The 22,047-nt window shown below is 72.0% G+C and carries 19 protein-coding genes and 1 pseudogene; 10 read left to right on the forward strand and 10 right to left on the reverse strand.

What is annotated here, in order from left to right; genetic code table 11:
* Positions 1-283, forward strand: a pseudogene (locus ACGFIE_RS03580) (hypothetical protein); the annotation flags it as partial.
* 237 nt (positions 284-520) lie between these two features.
* Here the strand turns inward: ACGFIE_RS03580 and ACGFIE_RS03585 are convergent.
* From ACGFIE_RS03585 to purS, 4 genes are all read right to left on the reverse strand, one after another.
* Complete coding sequence (locus ACGFIE_RS03585) at positions 521-1,276, reverse strand: 2-phosphosulfolactate phosphatase (RefSeq protein WP_393291277.1); 756 nt, start codon at positions 1,274-1,276, stop codon at positions 521-523.
* A 4-nt stretch (positions 1,277-1,280) separates the two neighbouring features.
* Positions 1,281-3,947 (reverse strand): phosphoribosylformylglycinamidine synthase subunit PurL, encoded by a 2,667-nt coding sequence (gene purL, locus ACGFIE_RS03590; protein WP_393290589.1) that lies wholly within the window; start codon positions 3,945-3,947, stop codon positions 1,281-1,283.
* A 106-nt stretch (positions 3,948-4,053) separates the two neighbouring features.
* A complete protein-coding gene (gene purQ / locus ACGFIE_RS03595; RefSeq protein ID WP_266247815.1) occupies positions 4,054-4,737 on the reverse strand; it encodes a phosphoribosylformylglycinamidine synthase subunit PurQ in 684 nt (227 codons plus the stop codon).
* The gene (gene purS / locus ACGFIE_RS03600) at positions 4,734-4,997 is read right to left on the reverse strand and encodes a phosphoribosylformylglycinamidine synthase subunit PurS (RefSeq protein WP_007454310.1); all 264 of its coding nucleotides are present in this window, start codon (positions 4,995-4,997) and stop codon (positions 4,734-4,736) included. Before purS ends, purQ begins: the two co-directional genes overlap by 4 nt.
* A gap of 279 nt (positions 4,998-5,276) precedes the next feature.
* Here purS and ACGFIE_RS03605 point away from each other — a divergent pair, with 279 nt between their 5' ends.
* Positions 5,277-5,642, forward strand: a complete 366-nt coding sequence (locus ACGFIE_RS03605) for a hypothetical protein (protein ID WP_393291318.1) — start codon at positions 5,277-5,279, stop codon at positions 5,640-5,642.
* A complete protein-coding gene (locus ACGFIE_RS03610; protein WP_393290593.1) occupies positions 5,525-6,088 on the forward strand; it encodes a YbjQ family protein in 564 nt (187 codons plus the stop codon). Before ACGFIE_RS03605 ends, ACGFIE_RS03610 begins: the two co-directional genes overlap by 118 nt.
* A 146-nt stretch (positions 6,089-6,234) precedes the next feature.
* Here ACGFIE_RS03610 and purB read toward each other — a convergent pair whose 3' ends face one another.
* The 5 genes from purB to ACGFIE_RS03635 all read right to left on the reverse strand — a co-directional run bounded on the left by purB (position 6,235) and on the right by ACGFIE_RS03635 (position 11,534).
* Positions 6,235-7,656: an adenylosuccinate lyase gene (gene purB / locus ACGFIE_RS03615; RefSeq protein WP_393290595.1), complete on the reverse strand. Its 1,422-nt coding sequence runs from the start codon at positions 7,654-7,656 to the stop codon at positions 6,235-6,237.
* Between the two features lie 126 nt (positions 7,657-7,782).
* Positions 7,783-9,045 carry a hypothetical protein gene (locus ACGFIE_RS03620; protein ID WP_393290597.1) on the reverse strand — a complete coding sequence of 421 codons (1,263 nt, stop codon included), beginning with the start codon at positions 9,043-9,045 and terminating at the stop codon, positions 7,783-7,785.
* Positions 9,042-9,557: a SigE family RNA polymerase sigma factor gene (locus tag ACGFIE_RS03625; RefSeq protein WP_393290600.1), complete on the reverse strand. Its 516-nt coding sequence runs from the start codon at positions 9,555-9,557 to the stop codon at positions 9,042-9,044. The genes ACGFIE_RS03620 and ACGFIE_RS03625 overlap by 4 nt, the downstream gene beginning before the upstream one ends.
* Positions 9,558-9,714: 157 nt before the next feature.
* Positions 9,715-11,019, reverse strand: a complete 1,305-nt coding sequence (locus ACGFIE_RS03630; protein ID WP_393290603.1) for a hypothetical protein — start codon at positions 11,017-11,019, stop codon at positions 9,715-9,717.
* Positions 11,016-11,534, reverse strand: a complete 519-nt coding sequence (locus tag ACGFIE_RS03635) for a SigE family RNA polymerase sigma factor (protein WP_393290605.1) — start codon at positions 11,532-11,534, stop codon at positions 11,016-11,018. The genes ACGFIE_RS03630 and ACGFIE_RS03635 overlap by 4 nt, the downstream gene beginning before the upstream one ends.
* A gap of 317 nt (positions 11,535-11,851) precedes the next feature.
* On the opposite strand from ACGFIE_RS03635, the gene ACGFIE_RS03640 reads away from it, so the two are divergent.
* Complete coding sequence (locus ACGFIE_RS03640) at positions 11,852-14,170, forward strand: right-handed parallel beta-helix repeat-containing protein (RefSeq protein ID WP_393290608.1); 2,319 nt, start codon at positions 11,852-11,854, stop codon at positions 14,168-14,170.
* 60 nt (positions 14,171-14,230) lie between these two features.
* Here the strand turns inward: ACGFIE_RS03640 and ACGFIE_RS03645 are convergent, their stop codons facing one another.
* A complete protein-coding gene (locus tag ACGFIE_RS03645; protein ID WP_393290611.1) occupies positions 14,231-15,523 on the reverse strand; it encodes an acetyl-CoA C-acetyltransferase in 1,293 nt (430 codons plus the stop codon).
* Between the two features lie 55 nt (positions 15,524-15,578).
* On the opposite strand from ACGFIE_RS03645, the gene ACGFIE_RS03650 reads away from it, so the two are divergent.
* The 6 genes from ACGFIE_RS03650 to ACGFIE_RS03675 all read left to right on the forward strand — a co-directional run bounded on the left by ACGFIE_RS03650 (position 15,579) and on the right by ACGFIE_RS03675 (position 22,045).
* The gene (locus tag ACGFIE_RS03650) at positions 15,579-16,925 is read left to right on the forward strand and encodes a 3-oxoacyl-ACP reductase (protein ID WP_393290613.1); all 1,347 of its coding nucleotides are present in this window, start codon (positions 15,579-15,581) and stop codon (positions 16,923-16,925) included.
* A gap of 245 nt (positions 16,926-17,170) precedes the next feature.
* Positions 17,171-17,989, forward strand: a complete 819-nt coding sequence (locus ACGFIE_RS03655) for a MaoC/PaaZ C-terminal domain-containing protein (protein WP_393291280.1) — start codon at positions 17,171-17,173, stop codon at positions 17,987-17,989.
* 107 nt (positions 17,990-18,096) lie between these two features.
* Positions 18,097-18,849: an NUDIX domain-containing protein gene (locus ACGFIE_RS03660; protein WP_393290616.1), complete on the forward strand. Its 753-nt coding sequence runs from the start codon at positions 18,097-18,099 to the stop codon at positions 18,847-18,849.
* Positions 18,846-19,817, forward strand: coding sequence for a serine/threonine protein kinase (locus ACGFIE_RS03665; RefSeq protein ID WP_393290618.1), 972 nt, complete (start codon positions 18,846-18,848; stop codon positions 19,815-19,817). The genes ACGFIE_RS03660 and ACGFIE_RS03665 overlap by 4 nt, the downstream gene beginning before the upstream one ends.
* Positions 19,818-19,826: 9 nt before the next feature.
* Positions 19,827-20,786 carry a hypothetical protein gene (locus tag ACGFIE_RS03670; RefSeq protein WP_393290621.1) on the forward strand — a complete coding sequence of 320 codons (960 nt, stop codon included), beginning with the start codon at positions 19,827-19,829 and terminating at the stop codon, positions 20,784-20,786.
* The gene (locus ACGFIE_RS03675) at positions 20,783-22,045 is read left to right on the forward strand and encodes an adenylosuccinate synthetase (protein ID WP_393290623.1); all 1,263 of its coding nucleotides are present in this window, start codon (positions 20,783-20,785) and stop codon (positions 22,043-22,045) included. The genes ACGFIE_RS03670 and ACGFIE_RS03675 overlap by 4 nt, the downstream gene beginning before the upstream one ends.
* Positions 22,046-22,047 lie beyond the last annotated feature (2 nt).

Genomic DNA, 22,047 nt, shown 5'->3' on the forward strand with positions numbered 1-22,047 from the left:
GCAGGGCGGCGGGTACGACCAGCCGGGTTACGGCCAGGAGCCCCCGCAGCAACGCGGCGGCTACGACGACCGGGGCTACGACCAGGGCGGCTACGGTCAGCAGCAGGGCGGCGGGTACGACCAGCCGGGTTACGGCCAGGAGCCCCCGCAGCAACGCGGCGGCTACGACGACCGGGGCTACGACCAGGGCGGCTACGGCCAGCAGCAGGGTGGCCGGGCCCGGCCGGACGGTCCGCCGCCCACCGAGCGGGGCGGCCGACGCCTCGACTGGCTGGACGACTGACTCAACAGAAGCAGCACCACGACAACGGCCGTCCGGAGATCCGGGCGGCCGTTCCGTTGCTGTCGCTGGTCGCCGAGCCCTCGATCACCGCACCGGCTCGTCGTGATCGACTCGCCTTCCAGGAAGTCGGTGTGTCGAGGTGTGGCGGACGGCCTGCTTTGCAGGAAACCGAGTTGATCCCGCAGACAGACCGACGTGCGGCACCGTCCAGGCGCGGCGGCCGGCGACCCGCGTCGGTCAGGCGGCGGAGAACACGCCCTGACGGAGGACCGGCACGACATCCGACACGTCGACCCGGACGGCGATGTCGACGTCGGCGCCGAAGCCGCTCTCGGTCAGCTCCCGACCGGACACGCTGCCACGCACCGCGGCGGGGACGTCCGGGGTGCTGGCCAGCGCGGCGAGCGCCATGGCCGCCTCCACGGAGAGGCCACCCGGCACACCGGACAGGGCGTCCAGCACGCTCGCCGCGCCGAGCTGGTCCTCGACCGACGGCCGTAGCGACCCGTCCGGCCACCGCTCACCCGAGGCGATGACCCCGATCGGGGCGTCCGACGTGCCGTACCCCTGGCGGCGCAGCCAACGCCCGACGGCGCGGGAGTTGCGCAGGCACGCCGCGACCACCGGCAGCCCGGTGGCGCTGGCGGCGGCGCTGATCGCGGAGCCGTTCGGTGAGGGCAGCACCAGATCCGCCACGACGGGCGCGGCGCTCAGCGCGGCGGGCGACAGCGACCACGGATGGTCGGCCGTCACCAGGCGACGACCCACCGCGGCGACCGCGCCGACCCGCACGGCGTACTCGGCGGCCTGCTCACCCCACGGGAACGGGTGCACCCGCATGCCCCGGGCAACCGCCACCTCCACGGCGGTGGTGAACGAGAGCACGTCCACCACCACCAACGCCGCGCAGACCCGGCCGAGTTCGGCCGCCCCGGTCAGGCCCCAGTCGAAGCGGGCGCCCGAGCCGGGCTGGCCGTGGACGGCCGCCGCCAACGCCTCAGCGCTCGTCAGGCGACGGCTCGGCGGCACCGGGGTCAGACTCGGACGACTCACCCGGCTGCTCCGACCCGACCGGGTCGACGGCTCCGGTGTGCGGGGACGGACCGGCCGAGGCGATCGGCTCGGAGAGCACCTCCGACGCGTCCACCGGCTCGGCCGGGGTGCCCGGCAGCGGCACGCCCTCGACCGCGCCCGCCACGCCGGCAGCCGGCGCGGGCACCTCGACGGCGGCAGCGCCGCCGAAGAGACGCGGCAGCGTCTCGGTGTGCGCGGCCCGCAGCTCGTCCAGACCGATCCGGAACTGGCCGTGCACCTCCAGCGCGCCGCCCGTCGGGTCGGTGACGCCGATCAGCTCGAACGGCACCCCCCGCTCGGCGCAGAGCGCGGCGAACGCCTTGTCGTGGCCACGCGGCACCGACACCAGCGCCCGCGTGGCGGACTCGCTGAACAGGTAGACGAACGGCATCGAGCCGCCGGCGAACTGCTCCGGCACGGCGATCCGGGCACCGACGCCACGCCGCAGGCAGGACTCGACCAGGCTCTGGGCGAGACCACCGTCGGAGAGGTCGTGCGCGGAGGCCAGGTGACCGACGCGGGCCGCCTCGGCCAGCAGCTCGGCCAGCGCCTTCTCACGAAGGAGGTCGACCTGCGGCGGGATGCCGCCGAGGTGCTCGTGCGTCACCCAGGCCCACTCCGAGCCGGACAGCTCCACGTTCGTCTCGCCGAGCAGGTAGAGCTGGTCGTGGTCGCCACCGGGGCGCGGGACGAAGCCCATCGGCACCCGGTCGGCGACGTTGTCCAGCACGCCCAGCACACCTACCACCGGGGTCGGGTGGATGGGCGCCGCGCCGGTCTGGTTGTAGAAGCTGACGTTGCCGCCGGTGACCGGGATGCCCAGCTCCAGGCAGCCGTCCGCCAGGCCGCGCACGGCCTCGGCGAACTGCCACATCACGCCCGGGTCCTCCGGGGAGCCGAAGTTGAGGCAGTCGGTCACGGCGATCGGCGTCGCGCCGGTCACCGCCACGTTCCGGTACGCCTCGGCGAGGGCCAGCTTGGCACCGTTGTACGGGTCGAGCCGGGCGTACCGGCCGTTGCCGTCGACCGACAGCGCCACGCCGAGCCCGGTCCGCTCGTCGAGCCGGATCACGCCGCCGTCCTCCGGCTGGGCGAGGACTGTGTTGCCCAGCACGTAGCGGTCGTACTGCTCGGTGACCCAGGTCTTGTCGGCCAGGTTGGGCGACGCGATCATGCGCAGCACGGTCTCCCGCAGCGCGTCCGGGTCGGCCGGGCGGGGCAGCGTCTCGGCGCGGTCGGCCTGGAGCAGGATCAGGTCGGCCGGCTCGCGCATCGGCCGGGCGTAGACCGGGCCGTCGTCGACAAGCGAACCCGGCGGCACGTCGACGACCAGGTGGTCCTGCCAGGTGATCAGCAGTCGACCAGGACGGCCGTCCGGCTCGGGCGGGGTGACCTCGCCGATCGCGGTGGCGAGCACGCCCCACTTCTCGGCGGTCTTGAGCACGGCGTCGAGCTTGTCCGGCTCGACGACCAGCAGCATCCGCTCCTGGGACTCGCTGGCCAGGATCTCGTGCGGGTCCATCGAGGGCTCGCGCAGCGGCACCCGCTCCAACCAGACCCGCATGCCGGTGCCTGCCGCCGCGGCGGTCTCGGTGAGCGCGCAGGTCAGACCGGCGCCGCCGAGGTCCTGGATGCCGACCACCAACTGACCGTCGTACAGCTCGAGGCACGCCTCGATCAGCAGCTTCTCGGTGAACGGGTCGCCGACCTGCACGGCGGGGCGGCGTGCCTCGCTGCCCTCGTCGAAGGTCGCGCTGGCCAGCACCGACACGCCACCGATGCCGTCCCGGCCGGTCTTGGCGCCCATCAGGACGACGACGTTGCCCGGGCCGGCGGCGGCCTTGTTCTGTAGCCGGCTGACCGGCAGCACGCCCAGGCAGAGCGCGTTGAGCAGCGGGTTGCCCTGGTACGAGGGGTCGAACACCAGCTCGCCGCCGATGTTGGGCAGGCCGAGGCAGTTGCCGTAGCCACCCACACCGGCGACGACGCCGGTGAGCACCCGGGCGGTGTCCGGGTGGTCCGCCGCGCCGAAACGCAGCGGATCCATGACCGCGATCGGCCGGGCACCCATGGCGAGGATGTCCCGGACGATGCCGCCGACGCCTGTCGCCGCGCCCTGGTACGGCTCGACGAAGCTCGGGTGGTTGTGCGACTCGACCTTGAAGGTCACCGCCAGCTCGTCGGAGACCTGCACGACGCCTGCGTTCTCGCCGATACCGGCGAGCAGGCGGTCGCTGTGCGGGGCCTTCTCACCGAACTGGCGCAGGTGCACCTTGCTCGACTTGTAGGAGCAGTGCTCGCTCCACATGATCGAGTACATGGCGAGCTCGGACTGGGTGGGGCGACGGCCGAGGATCTGTCGGATCCGGTCGTACTCGTCGTCGCGCAGGCCCAACTCGGTGTACGGCTGCAACTCGCCCGGGGTGCCACCGGCACGCGGCACGGTGTCCACTCCGTCGGTCCAGTCGGCGGTCGCCGGCCGGGCCGGAGCGGCTGCCGGGGCGGTGGGCTGCGCCAGCGGCTCGGTCGGCTGCGCCGGGGCGGAGTACGCCTCCGGTGTGTCCCGTACCGGGTCCGGATGGGTGGTCATGACCTCTCCTCGCTGCGCTCGTGCCCGCCTGAACGACTTCTCGCGTTCACGACCCCGCCCTTCGTTCGCGACTGCGGGGCTCGCAGGACCGGCTCACTCCTCGCGCTCACGCTGGCGCCCCCACCAGGTGCTTGAGGACGGAGGTGAAGAAGCCGAGGCCGTCCAGCGAGGGGCCGGTGAGCGCCTCCACGGCGTGCTCGGGGTGCGGCATGATGCCGACAACGTTGCCGGCGGAGTTGGTGATGGCCGCGATGTCGCGCAGTGACCCGTTGGGGTTGCCGCCGACGTAGCGGGCCACGACCCGTCCCTCGGCTTCGAGCTGGTCCAGCGTCGCGGTGTCGGCGACGTAGCAGCCCTCGCCGTTCTTCACCGGGATGAGGATCTCCTGGCCGGGCTGGAACGCGTTGGTCCACGCGGTTCCGGCCGACTCGACGCGCAGGACCTGGTCCCGGTTGCGGAAGTGCAGGTGCTGGTTGCGGGTGAGCGCGCCGGGCAGCAGGTGCGCCTCGCAGAGAATCTGGAAGCCGTTGCAGATGCCGAGCACCGGCAGGCCGCCCCGGGCGGCGTCCACGAGCGTCTCCATCACCGGCGCGAACCGGGCGATGGCGCCGCAGCGCAGGTAGTCACCGTAGGAGAAGCCGCCGGGCAGCACGACCGCGTCCACACCGTGCAGATCCGGGTCACCGTGCCAGAGCCGGACCGGCTCGGCGCCGGCGATGCGGACGGCGCGGGCCGCGTCCCCGTCGTCGAGCGAGCCGGGGAAGGTGACCACACCGACCCGGGCGGTCACGAGCGGGCGTCCGCGGTCTCGTCGGTCTCGACCAGGCGGACGGTGAAGTCCTCGATGACCGGGTTGGCGAGCAGCTTGTCGGCAATCTCCCGGGCCCGGTCCAGGTCCGGTTCACCGGTGAAGTCGATCTCGATGCGCCGGCCGATCCGCACTGAGGCGACGTCGCTGACGCCGAGCCGGGGCAGCGCGTTTGCGACGGCCTGGCCCTGCGGATCGAGGATCTCGGGCTTGAGCATGACGTCGACGACGACGCGAGGCACTGGGCACTCCTGACTGTGTACGCAGTTGGGTGCCGACCCACAATGGGCGAGCGCAGCCAGCGTACCTGGCAGATACCGCTGCGGACGCACCGGCCGGGCGCAGTCCAGGCAGTGATCCACATAACCGGCTTCGGGGACGACCGACGGGGCGGGACAGGCGGCCCCACCAGGGCAGATACGGCGCGCCGGGTAGCCGAATCGTTACATTGGCTGATCTCGATGACCTTGTTGAAAACGATGCTCGTCGGCCCTGCCACACATTGATATAACTTGATGTTCGTGCGGGTCGGCAGCGTCTACCGCAGCATCAGCACCGCGGCGGCGTCCCTGGCCGGCGGCAACCCGCCCGTCGGATCGACCAACTCGATCTACGGGTGGGGCATGGTCTGCTACCGCGGCTGCTCCGCATCCAGCAAGCTCAAGACGGCCGCCCTCCAGGTGACCAGCACCGACGTCACCGACGCGTACAACCGGGCCTGGATCACCTCGGTGGCCGGTGTCCGACCGTTAGCGCCCGCGCGGCGCGGATGGTCGACACCGCGCCGACCGTCCGCGCCGCGTCGTTTTGCAGCATCCGATCAGGTGAACACGGCACACGATCGGGTCGCGCAACTCCTGACAGCATCGGAACCGTGCTGGTCGTGACGACAGAGCAACTGCCCGGCTACGAGATCCGCCAGATTCTCGGTGAGGTGGTGTCATCGATGGCCAGGACGCGCAACCCGTACCGCGAGGGGGTCAAGAACCTGCGCGGTGGAGCGTACGACCCGATGGCGCCGGACAACCTGACCCGCTGGCGCACCGACTCGGTGACCCGCCTCGGCGAGGAGGCCCTGCGGCTCGGCGCGAACGCGGTGATCGGCATGCGCTTCGACAGCCGCGACTGCGGTGAGATGTGGATGGAGATCTGCGCGTACGGCACGGCGGTTGTCGCCGTACCCAAGATGCCCGAGGTCATGCCGGCCGACCAGCCGGCGGTGGCGGCGGAGACCGCCACCGAGCCGGCCTTCGCGGAGTCCCTGGGCGGCATCGCCGAACCGGCAAGCGCCCCCAACCTGAGAACAGCAGCAGAAACCCCCACAGGCGAGTAACGCCCACCCCGCACCCACCCCGGTCAAGGCCGGTTGATCATGAAGTTATTGCCCTGTGCATCGGCGTGTCGCGGCAATAACTTCATGATCGACGGGGGGCGGGGGCCGGGGGGAGGGGGCCGGGGGGGAGGGCGGGCGGGGGGGGGTTACAGGATTGGGGGTGGGCTGTAGGTTGCCGCCTTTGGGTGGGTTTCGACCACAGTGGTGATGCGGCGGGTTATCGCTTCCACCTGGGTCTTCGCTGCGCCCACGAAAGCGCTGCGGTCGGCTACCAGGGTGTCGATGTCGGCTCGGGACAGGCCGAGGCGGCCGTCTGCGGCCAGGCGGTCGAACAGGTCGTTCTCCGGGGCGCCCTTCTCGCGCATGGCCAGCGCCACGGCGACCGCGTGTTCCTTGATCACCTCGTGTGCGACCTCGCGGCCAACGCCGCGCCGGACGGCCGCCACCAGGATCTTGGTGGTGGCCAGGAACGGCAGGAACCGCTCCAGCTCCCGGTTGATCACCGCCGGGTACGCGCCGAACTCGTCGAGCACGGTCAGGAACGTCTGGAACAGCCCGTCGGCGGCGAAGAACGCGTCCGGCAGAGCCACCCGCCGAACCACCGAGCAGGACACGTCCCCCTCGTTCCACTGGTCACCGGCCAGCTCGCCGACCATCGACAGGTAGCCCCGGATGATCACCGCGAAGCCGTTCACCCGCTCCGACGAGCGGGTGTTCATCTTGTGCGGCATCGCGCTGGAGCCCACCTGGCCCGGCTTGAAGCCCTCGGTGACCAACTCCTGACCGACCATCAGCCGGATCGTGGTCGCCAGCGACGACGGTGCGGCGGCGGTCTGCGCCAGCGCCGACAGCACGTCGAAGTCCAACGAGCGCGGGTAGACCTGCCCGACGCTGTCCAGCACCCGCGCGAAGCCCAGGTGCTCGGCGACGCGGCGCTCCAACTCGGCCACCTTGTCGGCGTCGCCGTCGAAGAGGTCGAGCTGGTCGGCGGACGTGCCGACCGGGCCCTTGATGCCGCGCAGCGGGTAGCGGGCGATCAGATCCTCCAGCCGGTCGTACGCGATCAGCAGCTCCTCCGCCGCCGACGCGAAGCGCTTGCCCAGCGTGGTGGCCTGCGCCGCCACGTTGTGCGAACGACCGGTCATCACCAGCTCGGTGTGCTCGTACGCCAGCCAGGCCAACCGGGCCAGGGTGGCCACCACCCGGTCCCGGATCAGCTCCAACGAGGCGCGCACCTGGAGCTGCTCGACGTTCTCGGTGAGATCCCGCGAGGTCATCCCCTTGTGCACGTGCTCGTGCCCGGCGAGCGCGCTGAACTCCTCGATGCGGGCCTTCACGTCGTGCCGGGTGACCCGCTCCCGCTCCGCGATCGAGGCGAGGTCGACCTGGTCGAGCACCCGCTCGTACGCCTCCACCACACCGTCCGGGACGGGCACCCCGAGGTCGCGCTGGGCGCGGAGCACGGCGAGCCAGAGCCGCCGCTCCATCCGGACCTTCTCCTCCGGTGACCAGAGGGCGACCAACTCGGGTGAGGCGTACCTGTTGGCGAGCACGTTCGGGATCGTCACGTGCCTCAGTCTTTCATGACCGTGGACGCGGGCCCGGAAGAGGACGTTCCGGCGGCTCACCGGCAGCGACGCCGTGGGAGGCCGCCGGCCGACGCTGTGCGCCACCCGACGGCCTCCAGCGACCTTCTAACCGAAGCGGTCGGTAAGGGCCACCGCCGGATCGAGCGCGACGGCCCGCTGTTGGGCGGCGGTCACGGCGAACTTCCCCTTCGCGTCCGCTACGTGCGTCACCGTCAGCCAGGCGCCGTCCCGGCGCGACAGGTGGACGGTCCGAAGCGCGTAATCGCGGCGGGAGGTATCGGTGGTGATGCGGTAGCGCTCCCCGTCCGGCCCGTCACCCGTCTCGCAGGTGTAGGTCCTGGTGGGCTCGGCGCAGGTCAGGTCGCCCGAAGAGCCCGGATCCCGCCGCTGGATCCGCACCAGGAACACCCCGGCCACCCCGTCCACCAGGACCCTCCCCTGGCCCACGTAGCTGTCCGCCGTGTTCTCCGCAGGCCGGCCACTCCAGCCACCCCCCAGGTCGTTCGGAGTCACGGCGACCCCCCTCCCCTCCGCCCCCGTGACACCCGGCACATGCCGTTGCAACGAGCCGAGGACCGCGCTGTCGATCCACCGCCGGCGCGCTTCCGGGTCGCCCTGCAGCGGATGCGCGGCCGGCCCGGCCACGGCAGGGTCGAGCGCCAGGGCGGTCAACTGCTCGATGGACAGCGGCGGGTTGTCGTCGTCACCCCTGACGCTCACTATCAGGACCACCCCGTCGGGCCGCGCCACGAACACGTCGCTGGACACGGCGAGCCCCTCGGAAGTGCCCCGAGCCGGTCCGCGGGCCGGGTTGCGGGCCGAGGTGGTTCTGATCTTCTCGCCGGCCGGGCCGGTCGTGATGGCGCAACCGCTCATCCGGACCGCATCGGCGGTGCAGGGATCAGGCGATTCCCCCTCCTCGATCTGGACGAGAAGGTAGCCGGTCCGGTCACCTGACCGGACCCTGCCCTGCCCCATGTATCCCGACGGGGTGTAGCCGCGCGTGGCCGCGCCGGACAACCAGGCACCCCCCTTGTCTCCCGGTGCCCACTCCAGGTCGGGTGCCACCCGCCCGACCGCTTCGAAAATCGCCAGATCCATCTGTGTGAACCGCTGGCCCGACTGCGGTTCCGGTGTGCGTACCGCCGGTTTCGTCGGTTTCGGTGCCGCCGGCAGCTCAGCCCTGGGTCGGCCCACGACGGCGGCCGCGCCGAAGGTGACGGCACCCACAGTGACTACCGCTGCCGCCATCACCCCGAGCCGACGCAATCGGATCCTCCGGCGCTGCCGGGCGATGACCCGTTCCACGTCGATCGTGGTGGGTGGGATCTCCCCGACCGACTCCCTGAACATCGTCCGGTAGCTCATGCGTCCTCTCCCCTCAACGCCGCATCGACCGTCGCCAGCGTGCGGAGGCTCTCCAGGCCGCGTGCCGCCTGGCTCTTCACCGTTCCCGCGCTGATCCCCAGTGCTCTGGCGGTCTCCTCGACCGACAGGTCGCAGTAGAAGCGCAGGACCACCACCGCCCGCCGCCGCGGCGAAAGCTGCGCCAACAGGTCCAGGAGCAGTTCCCGGTCGGCCAGCGCCGCCTGCGGCAGGGCCACGTCGGCCTGCTCGGGCAGCTCGTCGGTGACCTTCTCGCGCCGCCACGGCCGGCGCCGCTCGTCCAGCCACGCGTTGGTCAGCATCCCCCGCACGTACGCGTCGACGTGTTCCATCGTCCGGACGCGCCGCCAGTGCTGGTAAAGCTTGCCGATGGTGATGGAGACCAGGTCGTCTGCGGTGTGCCAGTCCCGGCAGAGCAGGTACGCAGTGATGCGCAGGGGCTCCAACCGGGCGCTGACGAACTGCCGGTAGTCGTCCTCGTCGGCCCGATTCACCGCGCTGGACCTTGCGTTCGCCTCATGCCTGGGGAACGGAGAGAAGGGCCGGAAAGGTTGCTCGCCCAGCGTTGCTCGGCCGGCCTCGATTCCGCACCGGTGTGCGGCGCGTGGTGGCGGACGGCCCGCGACCGTCCCCCACCACGCGCCCGTCAGGTCAGTTTCCGGCGAGGGCAACGGCCGGATCGAGAGCGATGGCCTGCTGCTGCGCGGCGGTCAGCGGGAACTTCCCGTCCGGGGGGTCCCCGGCGAGAGTGACCGCCAGGACGGACCCGTCCTTGCGCCGGACAGTTACCGTCCGCTCGCCCGCGACACCCGAGCCCTCCCGTCTGGTGTTGGTGACGGTGCGGTAGCGCTCGCCGTTCGGCCCGACCCCCGCCGTGCAGCGGTAGGTCTTGGTCTGCTTTCCACAGGTCAGATCACCGGAGAGGCCCGGATCCTTCCGCCAGATCTGCACATCGAAGCGTCCGGTCTCCGCGCCCACGATGATCCGGCCCTGCCCCCAGTACGAGTCGGCGGTGTTCTCGCCGCCGCTGTCGCCCCACACCGAGGCCAGGTCGGTCGGGATGTCGTCGGCGCCGCCCGCACCCTTGACCGTGGGTGCCTGCCGGCGCAGCGCCGCGAAGACAGCGTTGTCGATCCGGATCTGCTCCGCGGACTTGGTCGGGGTCGGACGAGGCTCGGCTGAAGGCAGCACCACCCCGGGCGGCAGCGGGGCCAGCGCGACGGCGGGATCGAGCGCGACGGCCGTCTGCTGGTCCACCGACAGCGGGAACCGGCCATCCTGCCTCATGTTCTGAAGCCAGACCCCGACCATTGCGCCGTCCGGCCGGAGGACCAGCACCGTCCGGTCGTTCTGGGCGTAGAGCTTGCCGCCCCGGCCCTTCTCGCGGTGCTCAAATCCGACGGTCCGGAGGCGCTCACCGTTCGGGCCGGCGCCCTTCTCGCAGATGACCGTCGTCGGATTGGGGCCCTCTTCGCAGCTGCGGTCGCCAAAGCTCCGAGCCCCGTCCCGGTGGACCTCCACGGCCAGGCGAGCCCCGACACCACCAACCGTGATGTCGCCCGTCTGGTCGTAGCCGACCCGGGTGCCCGCCTCTTCATCGAAGGACGATGGGGGCAGGGGGCGGTCAGGGTCGGGGACACCGAAGGGGCGGACCCACGTCACGGCCGGTGCCTCCCGAGCGACGGCGGCGACGACGGCCCGGTCGATACGGGCCTTGTCCTCCGGTGTGCCGGGCGTGGTGGTGATCGTCGGACCGGCGGGATCCCCGGTCTTCGGCACGCTTCCCGGAGTCAGCACCGTCACCGCCGCGACAACCGTCAGCACCGCGGCGGCCGTTGCGCCGGCACCCCAGCGGCGCGACCGCGCCCGCCGCTCACGCCGAATCACCCGCTCGACGTCAACGCCGGAGACCGGGGAATCGCCGATCGCCTCGTCCAGAACCTGCCGGTAGCTCATGCCCACTCCTCACTGGTGCGACGCGACGGTGCCTGGGCGAGGGCACGGAGGGTGTCGAGGCCGCGGGACGCCTGACTCTTCACGGTCCCCGTGCTGATGCCCAAGGCGTGGGCGGTTTCCTCGACCGAAAGGTCGCAGTAGAAGCGGAGGACGATCACCGCCCGGCGTCGCGGGGGCAACTCCTGGAGCAGCTTCATCAACGCGGCCCGGTCGACCAGATCCATCCGGGGCAGATCCACCTCGGCCTGCTCGGGCAGCTCGTCGGTGGCCCGCTCCCGTCGCCACGGTCGGCGCCGCTCATCCAGCCACGCGTTGGTGAGCATCCCCCGCACGTACGCGTCGACGTTCTCCGCCGCGCGGACCCGCCGCCAGTGCCGGTAGAGCTTGCCGATGGTGATGGAAACCAGGTCGTCGGCGGTGTGCCAGTCCCGGCACAGCAGGTACGCCGTACGGCGTAGCGGCTCCAGCCGGACCGCGACGAACTGTCGGTACTCGTCCTCGTCAGCCTGGTTCACCCTGGGGTGCCTCCCGCCCGGTGCGGGTACCCGCTCACGCGGCCAGCGCCAGCACGATCGCCGCATCTCGTTGGCGCCATCAGGTCCACCTTGTCCGCGCGCCGGTGGTAGCCGTCCGGCGGGCACTTCTTCGTCTCATGTGCAGGGGACGAAGCGTCACGGCGGCGAGGTTGCCCGCCCGTCGGAGTTTCTGCCGTCGCTGACCCGACCCGTTGTCGTTGCGTTGCCCGACAGGGCGGACAGGAGACGGCGAATACGCCATGATCTGGTTTCTCCGGCCGATCCCGGCCGTCTCCCTTCGCTGTGAGAGACACCGTATGCGCACATCACGCCTCGCCGGGCTCGCGGCGATCGCGCTGCTCGGCGGCACGCTACTGCCGTCCGCTAGCCCCGCCCTCGCCGAGACCACCGTCCTGTACGTCAACAACCTCGTCCCCGAGCGCTGCACCGACACCGGTGTCGGCGCAGTCGACCAGCCCTTCTGCACCATCGGGGCGGCCGTCGCCAGAGTCGGCCCGGGCCAGACCGTGACGGTCGACGGCGGGCCATACGCGGAACGGTTCAGCGTTCCCGTCTCCGGCACGGCGGAACGGCCGATCACCATCCTCGCGGGCGTGTCCGCCACCAACGGTTTCGTCCGGCTCACCGGGCCGACCGCCGGTGCCGTCGTCCACCACCAGAGCCACGTCACCATCAAGGGCTTCCGCATCGTCGGCACCATGGAGGCACCGGCCGTCGACATCGAGGACTCCGACGGCATCGTCCTCGACGATGTCGGCGTCAGTGCCACCGGAGCATCGACCCACCCCGCGTTCCGGCTGTCCGGAGTGACCGGAGTGACCGTACGGGGTGCCATCGGCGTCGGCACACGGCTTGCCACGGGCCTGTTCCTGGACGCGGCGAGCAGTGGGGTGACCATCACCAAGGCCACCTTCAGCAACAGCGACGCCGACGCCGGAGCGGGCGTGGGAATCGACGTCGAGGCTGCTGACACCAGGATCCTCGCGAGCACTGTGGCCGGCTTCCGTGGGACGGCCATCGCCGTCCGGCCGGGTGCGATCGACACCGTGATTGCCAACAACCAGATCAACCGCGGCTACGGTGACGGCATCCAGATCCGGGGGGCGATCGGCACCGCCGTCAGCAACAACCTCGTGCAGGATCGCTGTGGCAACGGTGTCCGTGTCGACGGCACGTCCGACCGCATCTCGGTCCAGAACAACGTGGTCATCAGGAACGGCGGCCCCAACAACACGGGTCTCTGTGCGTCGTCCTCGACCGACGGCGTGGAGATCGGGGTGTACGCCGAGTCGCGCGGAAAGACTGTCGTCGACTACAACAACACCGGTAAGTCCACCGGCTACGCCTGGGACCGGCCGATGACCCTGGAGGAGTTCCAGGCCGCCTCCGGACAGGGCGCCCACGACAGCTACGACTCCAGCGAGTGGGGGCGTGTCGACTCGGCGAACTCGGCTGCTCCTGGCTTCCCGGCGACGGACGTCCTGGGCCGCAGTCGCGGCGACGACCCGTCGAGGGCGAACACGGGAACCGGGCCCGTTCCCTGGGCCGACCGCGGCACGCACGAATCGCTTCCCGCTCCGGTCGTGCTGGCAGCCCTGACCCAGGAGCCCGGGACCGGGTGGGTCACCGCGGACGCCTCGGCCACCCGGGCCGGCTTCACGCCCGTCGTGTCCTACCGGTTCGACTTCGGTGACGGGACGGTCGTGACCCAGCCCGGGCCGGTGGCCCGACACCAGTACGGCTCGCACGGGACGTTCCGGGTCACGGTCACCGCCACCCTCGCGGACACCATGACGGCGGCGAGGGCGTACAGCGTGAGCTTCCTGCCCAGCGCCGGCACGATCGGTCTGCTGTCCCTGGCCCACAACCACTATCTCGGTGTCGGCAACGCGGCACACCAGAGCCCCGTTCTGGTCGCCGACCGCACGTCCCTCGCGCCGGCCGATGCGTTCGACCTGGTGAACGTCGGCACCAACCAGGTGGCGCTGCTGGCCCACCGCACCGGCGCCTACGTGAGTCCGGACCTCTTGGCGGTCGACGTGCTCTCGGCGGGCAGTTCGTCGGTGGGCCCGAACGAGACGTTCACCGTCACCCGCTACACCGACGGCAGCTTCAGCCTCAAAGCATCCAACGGCCGGTACGTCAGTGTGTACAACCCCGGTGACGCGTTGCGCACCAGCACCTATGCGGTCACCTACGCGGAGAGGTTCCACCGGGTGAACCTCGCCGACGCCAACCGGACCCTGCGGACCGCGACCGTCAAGCGGTTCGTGACCGCCGACACCGCCGCGTCGAAGCCGCTGATCGCCAGCAGTTCCGTCCTCGACAAGAACCAGCGGTTCGACTTCGTCGATCTCGGAGACGGCAAGGTGGCGTTGTTCGCGCACGCCAACAACCGCTTCGTGTTCGCGCCGAACGCCGGCGCCCTGCCGCTGATCAACGCCAGCGGCCTGGTCAGCCCCTGGGGGACGTTCACGCTGGTCCGCAACACGAACGGGACGGTCAGCCTCAAGGCGACAGTCAACAACCGTTACGTCAGCGCGGGCCTGGGGTCGTCACCATTGACCGCCGACCGCACCTCGATCGGCTCGGGCGAGCGTTTCGTCCTCAGCTGATCCACCACGCGCCGGCGCCCGTCACGACGATCCGTGGCGGGCGTCGGCCGTCGGGGCGGTTCAGCGCTCCAGGATCGCCGTCACGCCCTGGCCGCCGGCCGCGCAGATGGAGATCAGCCCGCGTCCGCTGCCCTTGGAGGCCAGCAGCTTGGCCAGCGTGGCCACGATCCGGCCGCCGGTGGCGGCGAACGGGTGCCCGGCGGCCAGCGAGGAGCCGTTGACGTTGAGCCGATCGGTGTCGATCGCTCCCAACGGAGCGTCCAGGCCGAGCCGGTCCTTGCAGAACTCCGGCGACTCCCAGGCGGCGAGGGTGGCCAGCACCTGCGAGGCGAACGCCTCGTGGATCTCGTAGTAGTCGAAGTCCTGCAACGTCAGCCCGGCACGGGCCAGCATCCGCGGCACCGCGTACGCGGGGGCCATCAGCAGCCCCTCCTCGCCGTGCACGAAGTCCACGGCCGCCGTCTCCGACCAGCTGAACCAGGCAAGCACCGGCAGGCTGTGTTCCCGCGCCCACTCCTCCGACGCGAGCAGCACTGTGGACGCGCCGTCGGTGAGCGGCGACGAGTTCCCGGCGGTCATGGTGGCCTGCTCGGCGTCCGGGCCACGGGTGCCGAAGACCGGCCTGAGCGAGCCGAGCTTCTCCAGGGTGCTGTCGGGGCGGAGGTTCTGGTCGCGGGTGAGCCCCAGGTAGGGCGTCATCAGGTCGTCGAAGAAACCCCTGTCGTACGCGGCGGCGAGCCGCTGGTGCGAGCGCAGCGCCAGCTCGTCCTGCGCGCGCCGCTCGATCTGCCACTGCACGGCGGTACGGGCGGCGTGGTCACCCATGGACAGGCCGGTACGCGGTTCGGCGTTGCGCGGGATCTCCGGCTTGAACGGCTGGAGCGGGCGCAGCTTCGCGGCGATCTTCACCCGCTGGCCGAGGGTCCGGGCCGAGTTCAGCTTGAGCAGTGTGCGCCGCATGTCCTCGTTGACCGCGAGCGGCGCGTCGGAGGTGGTGTCGACACCGCCGGCGATGCCGACGTCGAGCTGACCGAGGGCGATCTTGTTGGCGACCAGGATGGCCGCCTCCAGGCCGGTGCCGCAGGCCTGCTGGATGTCGTACGCGGGGGTGTGCGGGTCGAGCCGGGAGCCGAGCACCACCTCGCGGGTGAGGTTGAAGTCGCGGGAGTGCTTGAGCACCGCGCCGGCCACCACCTCGCCGACGCGTTGCCCGGCCAGCCCGTAGCGGGCGATCAGGCCGTCCAGCGCCGCGCCGAGCAGATCCGCGTTGGACGCGTCCGCGTAGCGGGAGTTGGAACGGGCGAAGGGGATGCGGTTGCCCCCGATGACCGCAACCCGCCGGATGCTCTGCACGATCCGCCTCCTCGACAAGTGTTGCTCGAACCCTACTCGCCAGTAGGCTACGCCCATGACCGACAGGTACGCGAGCTTCGTCCAATCGGCCGCCGGCCGAACGCTGGTCAAGCGCCTCGGGCTGCCCGACCCGCCGCGACTGCGCCGACACCACCCCGGCGACCCGCTGCTGACCGGGCCGGCCCTGCTCGGTGCGGCCGGCGGGGGCCGGCTCGCCGAGCCGGTCACCGCGATCCTGACCGCCGCCGGGGTCGAGCTGCGCGACACCGGCACGGCCGCGCCGCAGGACCGCTTCGGCGCCCTGGTGTACGACGCCACCGGCGTCACCGACTCGACCCAGCTGCGCCAGCTCTACGACTTCTTCCACCCGCAGGCCCGGGCGCTGCTGCCCAGCGGCCGGGTGATCGTGCTCGGCACTCCGCCGAGCGAGTGCCCGGCGCCGCGCGAGGCGACGGCACAGCGCGCCCTGGAGGGGCTGGTCCGCAGCATCGGCAAGGAGTTCGGTCGGGGCACCACGGCGCAACTCGTCCAGGTAACTCGCGACGCCAACGGCACCAGCCTCGAATCGACAGTCCGATTTCTGCTCTCCGGCCGGTCCGCGTACGTCTCGGGGCAGGTGATCCGGGTGGGTACCGGCGCGGCGAGCGCCCCGGCCGACTGGGACCGCCCGCTGGATGGGCAGGTCGTGCTGGTCACCGGGGCTGCCCGGGGCATCGGCGCGGCCCTCGCCCGGGTCCTCGCCCGCGACGGCGCACAGGTGGTAGCCCTGGACGTCCCGGCGGCCGGTGACGCCCTCGCCGCGGTGGCGAACGACATCGGCGGTACGGCGGTGCAACTCGACCTGACCGCGCCGGACGCGCCGACCCGGCTCGCCGACCACCTGGCAAGCCGACACGGCCGGGTCGACGTGGTGGTGCACAACGCCGGCATCACCCGGGACAAGACGCTCGGCCGGATGGACGCCGACCGGTGGGACCAGGTCATCGACGTCAACCTGTCCAGTCAGGAGCGGATCAACGACGTGCTGCTGGAGCGGGAGCTGATCCCGGCCGGTGGCCGGATCATCGGCGTCTCCTCCATCGCCGGGATCGCCGGTAACCGGGGGCAGACCAACTACGCCACCAGCAAGGCCGGCGTGATCGGCCTGGTCGACTCGCTCGCCCCGGCCCTGCGCGACCGGAACATCAGCGTCAACGCGGTGGCCCCCGGCTTCATCGAGACCCGGATGACCGCGCGCATCCCGCTTGTGGTCCGCGAGGCGGGCCGACGGATGAACAGCCTGGCGCAGGGCGGTCTGCCGGAGGACGTGGCCGAGACGATCGGCTGGCTGGCCTGGCCGGCCAGCGGCGGGGTCAGCGGCAACGTGGTCCGGGTCTGCGGCCAGAGTCTGCTGGGGGCGTGATGGCGAAGAGGAGAGAGCCCGCGAGGGAACCCGACGACCTGTCGGTCCACGACCTGATCGAGGGCCCGACCGAGATCCTTTCGCGGGAGACGCTTGACGCGATCCGCCGGCCGGAAGCGGCCAGCACCGACCCGAGCGTCGAGCAGACCCACGACCTGACCGCCTCGGCAGCCGAGGTGACAGGTGACCTCGGCGGCGACGGTCCGGCCGGAACGGGCGGCCGGACCCGCGTCGAGCTGCCCCGGATGCCCGCGCCCGGCGCGCTGTACCGGCGGGCCGCGCTCGGCACGCTGCCCGGCCTCGGCGGTGGACGGCGCGGGGTCGACCTGCCGGCGGTCGAGTTCGCCGTGGCGGGGGTGCGGATCGACCGGGCGCACCTGGCCGACTACGACCGGGTCTGCGGGTTCCGGCTCACCGACCGGCTGCCCGCGACGTTCCCGCACGTCCTGGGCTTCCCGCTGGCCCTGCGGCTGATGACCGCGCCGGGCTTTCCCCTTCCGCTGATCGGCCTGGTGCACGTCGGCAATCGGATCACCACGCGCCGCCCGATCACCGCCGACGAGACCCACGACTTCACGACGTACGCGGAGAACCTGCGTCCACACGACCGGGGGCGGCAGGTGGACGTGGTGCTTGTCGGCTCGGTCGACGGCGAGGAGGTGTGGCGCGGCGTCTCGACGTACCTCGGTCGGGAGCGCAAGGCCGATGCGGGGCGCGACCGGAGCGAACGTCCCGCGGCACCGGCCGCCACGGCCCGTTGGCGGGTGGAGCCGCGCGTCGGCACGGAGTACGCGCGGGTCTCCGGTGACCACAACCCGATCCACACCTCCCGGCTCGGGGCGCGGCTGTTCGGCTTCCGTCGGCCCATCGCGCACGGCATGTGGAGCAAGGCGCGCTGCCTGGCCGCGCTGGAGACCCGGCTGCCGGACGCCTGCACCGTCGAGGTGGCGTTCAAGCTGCCCGTACCGCTGCCGAGCACTGTCAACTTCACCCTCCTGCCGGACGGCGGGTTCGCCCTGCACGACTCGCGCGGCCGACCGCACCTGGCGGGCCTCGTGCGCTGACGCGCGGCCAGCCGGCCCCGTGCGCTGACGAGCGCCCCCTTGGCAGGGGCACTCGCATGCGCTAAGTTGTTCTCACAACGAGATGTTCTCAGAATGAGAGAGACGCGATGAACGAGCAGGAGTTCCTGGCCGCGTACGACCCGCGGGACTACCCGTCGGTCGCCGTGACAGTCGACGTGGTGGCCCTGACCATCCGCGACGACGCGCTGCACCTGCTGCTGATCCGGCGCGGCGAGGCACCCTTCGCCGGCCACTGGGCGCTGCCCGGTGGGTTCGTCCGCCCCGACGAGGACCTGACCGCCGGTGCCCGACGGGAGCTGGCCGAGGAGACCGGGCTCGGCGGGGAGGGGCTGCGCCGCGTACACCTGGAGCAGTTGGGCAGCTACGGCGCTCCCGACCGTGACCCGCGGATGCGTGTCGTCTCGATCGCCCACCTCGCGTTCGCCCCCGACCTGCCCGATCCGGCCGCCGGCACCGACGCCGACGAGGCGATCTGGCTGCCGGTGACCGCGCTGACCAGCAGGCAACTCGCCTTCGACCACGGCCGGATCATCGACGACGCGCTGGAGCGGGCCCGGTCCAAGCTGGAGTACACCCCGCTCGCCACGCGCTTCCTGGCCGCCGAGTTCACGATCAGCGAGCTGCGCGCCGTCTACGAGACGGTCTGGGGTCACCCGCTGCACGCCGGAAACTTCCACCGCAAGGTGCTCTCCGTCCCGGGCTTCGTGGAGAGCACGGGCACCAGCACCGAGCGCGGTGGTTCCCGGGGTGGCCCCCGCGCCCGGCTCTACCGGGCCGGCGACGCCCGCCTGCTGCACCCGGCGCTGCTGCGCCCCGCCCGTGAGGAGACGGTGCGATGAGGGCGACCGAGGCCATCGGCCTGGTCGCGGCGGCCCGCACCGACGCCGACCTGTTCGGCGCGGACCAGCCGGCCCGCCGCTACCGCGAGCTGGTCGCGGCCCTGCACCCCGACCGCCTGCCGACCGACCCTGCGGTACGCGCCGAAGCCCTCGACGCGTTCGTCCACGTCACCACCCGGTGGCAGGCCCGGCGGGTCACCGTCCTCGGCGACTACCGGCTCGGAGCCCCGGCCCACTCGGGTGACCTGGCCGACCTCTACGACGTCGGTGCCGACCGGCTGCTCAAGCTCCCCCGACGACCCGCCGACAACGACCTGATGGCCCGCGAGGCACACGCGCTGCACACCATCGCCGAGCGCGGCGACCCGCGTTACCTGCCGTACGTGCCCCGGCTCATCGACGAGTTCCCGCACCGCGACGCCGCCTCCGGTGCCGAACGGCGGATCACCGTGCTCGCCACCGCGCCCGGCCTGCACGACCTGGACGAGGTGCGGCGCGCGTACCCCGACGGGTTGGACGCCCGCGACGTGGCCTGGATGTGGCGGCGGCTGCTGGTGGTGCTCGGCCTGGCCCACCGGGCGGGCCTGGTGCACGGCGCGGTCCTGCCGCGACACGTGCTGATCGAGCCGGACGCCCACGGCGTCGTGCTCGTCGACTGGTGCTTCTCCGCGGCCGTGGGCAGCACGATTCCGGCCCTGGTGCCCGGCCAGGAGGAGTGGTACCCGGAGGAGGTCCTCCACAGGCGGCCCTGTGGCCCGGGCACCGACATCGCCATGGCCAGCCGCTGCATGAGCTGGCTGATGGGGCCGCGTGCGCCCCGCGAACTGCACACCTTCGCGCGGGGTTGCCGGCAGCGGCACCTGGACCGCCGGCCCGACGACGCCTGGCTTCTGCTGCGCGAACTCGACCAGGTGCTGGACCGGCTCTACGGGCCGCGCACCTTCCGACCCTTCACCCTCACCCCCTAAGGAGCTGTCATGGGCAGTGGAATCTGGTCCACCGACGTGTACGACGCCGCCGACCGCTACCGGCGCTCCACCGGCAGCAGCGCGTTCTCCTACAGCGACAGCGGCGCGCGAACCGTGCACCCCGCGCTCGACCCCCGCGACGCGAGCCGGGAGAGCCGCGACTCCGACGAGCACCCGCAGTCGACGCCCATCGCGGTGCTCTTCGACGTAACCGGCTCGATGCGCAGGGTGCCGCGCGCCCTGCAGACCAAGCTGCCGCAGTTGCTCGGGCTGCTGCAACGGCAGGGGTACGCCAGCGACCCGCAGATCATGTTCGGTGCGATCGGCGACGCCACCTGCGATCGGGTGCCGCTCCAGGTCGGCCAGTTCGAGTCGGACAACCGGATGGACGACGACCTCGGCCGGATCGTGCTGGAGGGCGGTGGCGGCGGGCAGATGAGCGAGTCGTACGAGCTGGCCCTGTACTTCATGGCCCGGCACACGGTCACCGACAACTGGGAGAAGCGCGGCCGGCGCGGCTACCTGTTCATCATCGGCGACGAGCTGGCGTACCCGCAGGTCAAGGCCCGTGAGGTGGCCGGCCTGATCGGCGACGACCTGGGCGAGGACGTGCCGCTGCGGCAGGTCGTCGACGAGGTGACGCGCCGCTGGGACACCTACTACCTACTCCCCGCCGGCAGCCACTACGCCGGCAACGCCACGGTGCTCGACTTCTGGCGGGACCTGCTCGGGCAGAACGCCGTCGTGCTCGACGACCTGGACGCGGTCTGCGAGACCATCGCACTCACCATCGGGCTCGGCGAGCAGGCCATCGACCTGGACGAGGGCCTGCGCCACCTGGACCACGCCGGTTCCAGCGCCACCGGCACCGTGTCGAAGGCCCTGGCCCGCCTCGGCCGGGGACGGCGAGCCGAGGTGTCGACGCTGCCGGCGTTCCGCGACACCACCGGCGGGGTGACCCGGCTGTGAGGCACGTGGCGGTGGTCGACCTCGGCTACGGCGACGCCGGCAAGGGCACGGTCGTGGACTGGCTCTGCGCCACCCGCCAGGTGCACACGGTGGTCCGCTTCAACGGGGGCGCGCAGGCGGCGCACAACGTCGTGCTGCGCGACGGGCGACACCACACGTTCGCGCAGTTCGGCGCGGGCACGTTCCACCCCGGTGTCGGTACGCACCTGTCCCGGCACGTGGTGGTGGACCCGCTGGCACTGGCCGCCGAGGCCGACCATCTCGCCACGGTCGGGGTGCCCGACGCGCTCGACCGGCTGACAGTCGACGGGGACGCACTGCTCGCCACCCCGTACCACCGGGCCGCCAACCGGGCCCGGGAGATCGCCCGGGGCGCCGACCGGCACGGCTCCTGCGGGCTGGGGGTGGGCGAGGCCGTCGCGTACGGTCTCGCCCACCCGGACGACGCGCCCCGGGTCGCCGACTGCCGCAGCCCGGGTCTGCTGCGCCGCCGACTGACCGCCCTGCGGGACCGGCTGACCGCCGAGCTCGGCCCGCTGGACGCGCCGCCGGTCGAAGACTGCCTGCCCGCGTTCACCGGGTTCGCCGGGCGGGTCGTCATCGTCGACGAGAGCTGGCTCGCCGGGGCGCTGCGCGCCGGGACCTGCGTCTTCGAGGGCGCGCAGGGCGTGCTGCTCGACGAGTGGCACGGCTTCCACCCGTACACCACGTGGAGCACCACCACGTTCGCCAACGCCGACAGGCTGCTCGCCGAGGCGGGGCTGACCGGCGACCTGACCCGGCTCGGGGTGCTGCGGATCGTCACCACCCGACACGGCGCCGGCCCACTGGTGACCGAGGACCCGGCCCTGCCGCTCGCCGACCCGCACAACCCGACGAACCCCTGGCAGGGCCGTTTCCGGTTCGGCCACTTCGACGCGGTCGCCCACCGGTACGCCCTCGCCGCGGCCGGCGGCGTCGACGGCCTGGCGCTCACCCACCTCGACCTCGCCGGCCCCGACCTGCGGATCTGCCGCCGCTACGACACCACCGACCGGCTCACCCCCGGCCCTCCCGGGGATCTGGACCGGCAGGCCGCACTCACCGCGCGCCTGCTGCGCTCCCGCCCGGTGTACGACGAGCCACCGACGGACTGGGCCGAGGCGATAGGCACGGAGCTGGACACTCAGGTGGCGCTGACCTCGCACGGCCCCACCGCCGACGACAAGACCCCGTGCGGTCCACTGCTCACCCCACCCGCCCTGGTGCACGCCGACTGACA

The sequence above is a fragment of the Micromonospora sp. NPDC049275 genome (assembly GCF_043197115.1).
Lineage (GTDB): Bacteria > Actinomycetota > Actinomycetes > Mycobacteriales > Micromonosporaceae > Micromonospora.

Bases quoted from the DNA above. Each gene is read 5' to 3' on its own strand.
- purL (WP_393290589.1), bottom strand. From the start codon at position 3,947: ATGACCACCCATCCGGACCCGGTACGGGACACACCGGAGGCGTACTCC.
- ACGFIE_RS03610 (WP_393290593.1), top strand. From the start codon at position 5,525: ATGGTCGACACCGCGCCGACCGTCCGCGCCGCGTCGTTTTGCAGCATC.
- ACGFIE_RS03620 (WP_393290597.1), bottom strand. From the start codon at position 9,045: ATGAGCTACCGGACGATGTTCAGGGAGTCGGTCGGGGAGATCCCACCC.
- ACGFIE_RS03630 (WP_393290603.1), bottom strand. From the start codon at position 11,019: ATGAGCTACCGGCAGGTTCTGGACGAGGCGATCGGCGATTCCCCGGTC.
- ACGFIE_RS03640 (WP_393290608.1), top strand. From the start codon at position 11,852: ATGCGCACATCACGCCTCGCCGGGCTCGCGGCGATCGCGCTGCTCGGC.
- ACGFIE_RS03650 (WP_393290613.1), top strand. From the start codon at position 15,579: ATGACCGACAGGTACGCGAGCTTCGTCCAATCGGCCGCCGGCCGAACG.
- ACGFIE_RS03655 (WP_393291280.1), top strand. From the start codon at position 17,171: ATGCCCGCGCCCGGCGCGCTGTACCGGCGGGCCGCGCTCGGCACGCTG.
- ACGFIE_RS03660 (WP_393290616.1), top strand. From the start codon at position 18,097: ATGAACGAGCAGGAGTTCCTGGCCGCGTACGACCCGCGGGACTACCCG.
- ACGFIE_RS03665 (WP_393290618.1), top strand. From the start codon at position 18,846: ATGAGGGCGACCGAGGCCATCGGCCTGGTCGCGGCGGCCCGCACCGAC.
- ACGFIE_RS03670 (WP_393290621.1), top strand. From the start codon at position 19,827: ATGGGCAGTGGAATCTGGTCCACCGACGTGTACGACGCCGCCGACCGC.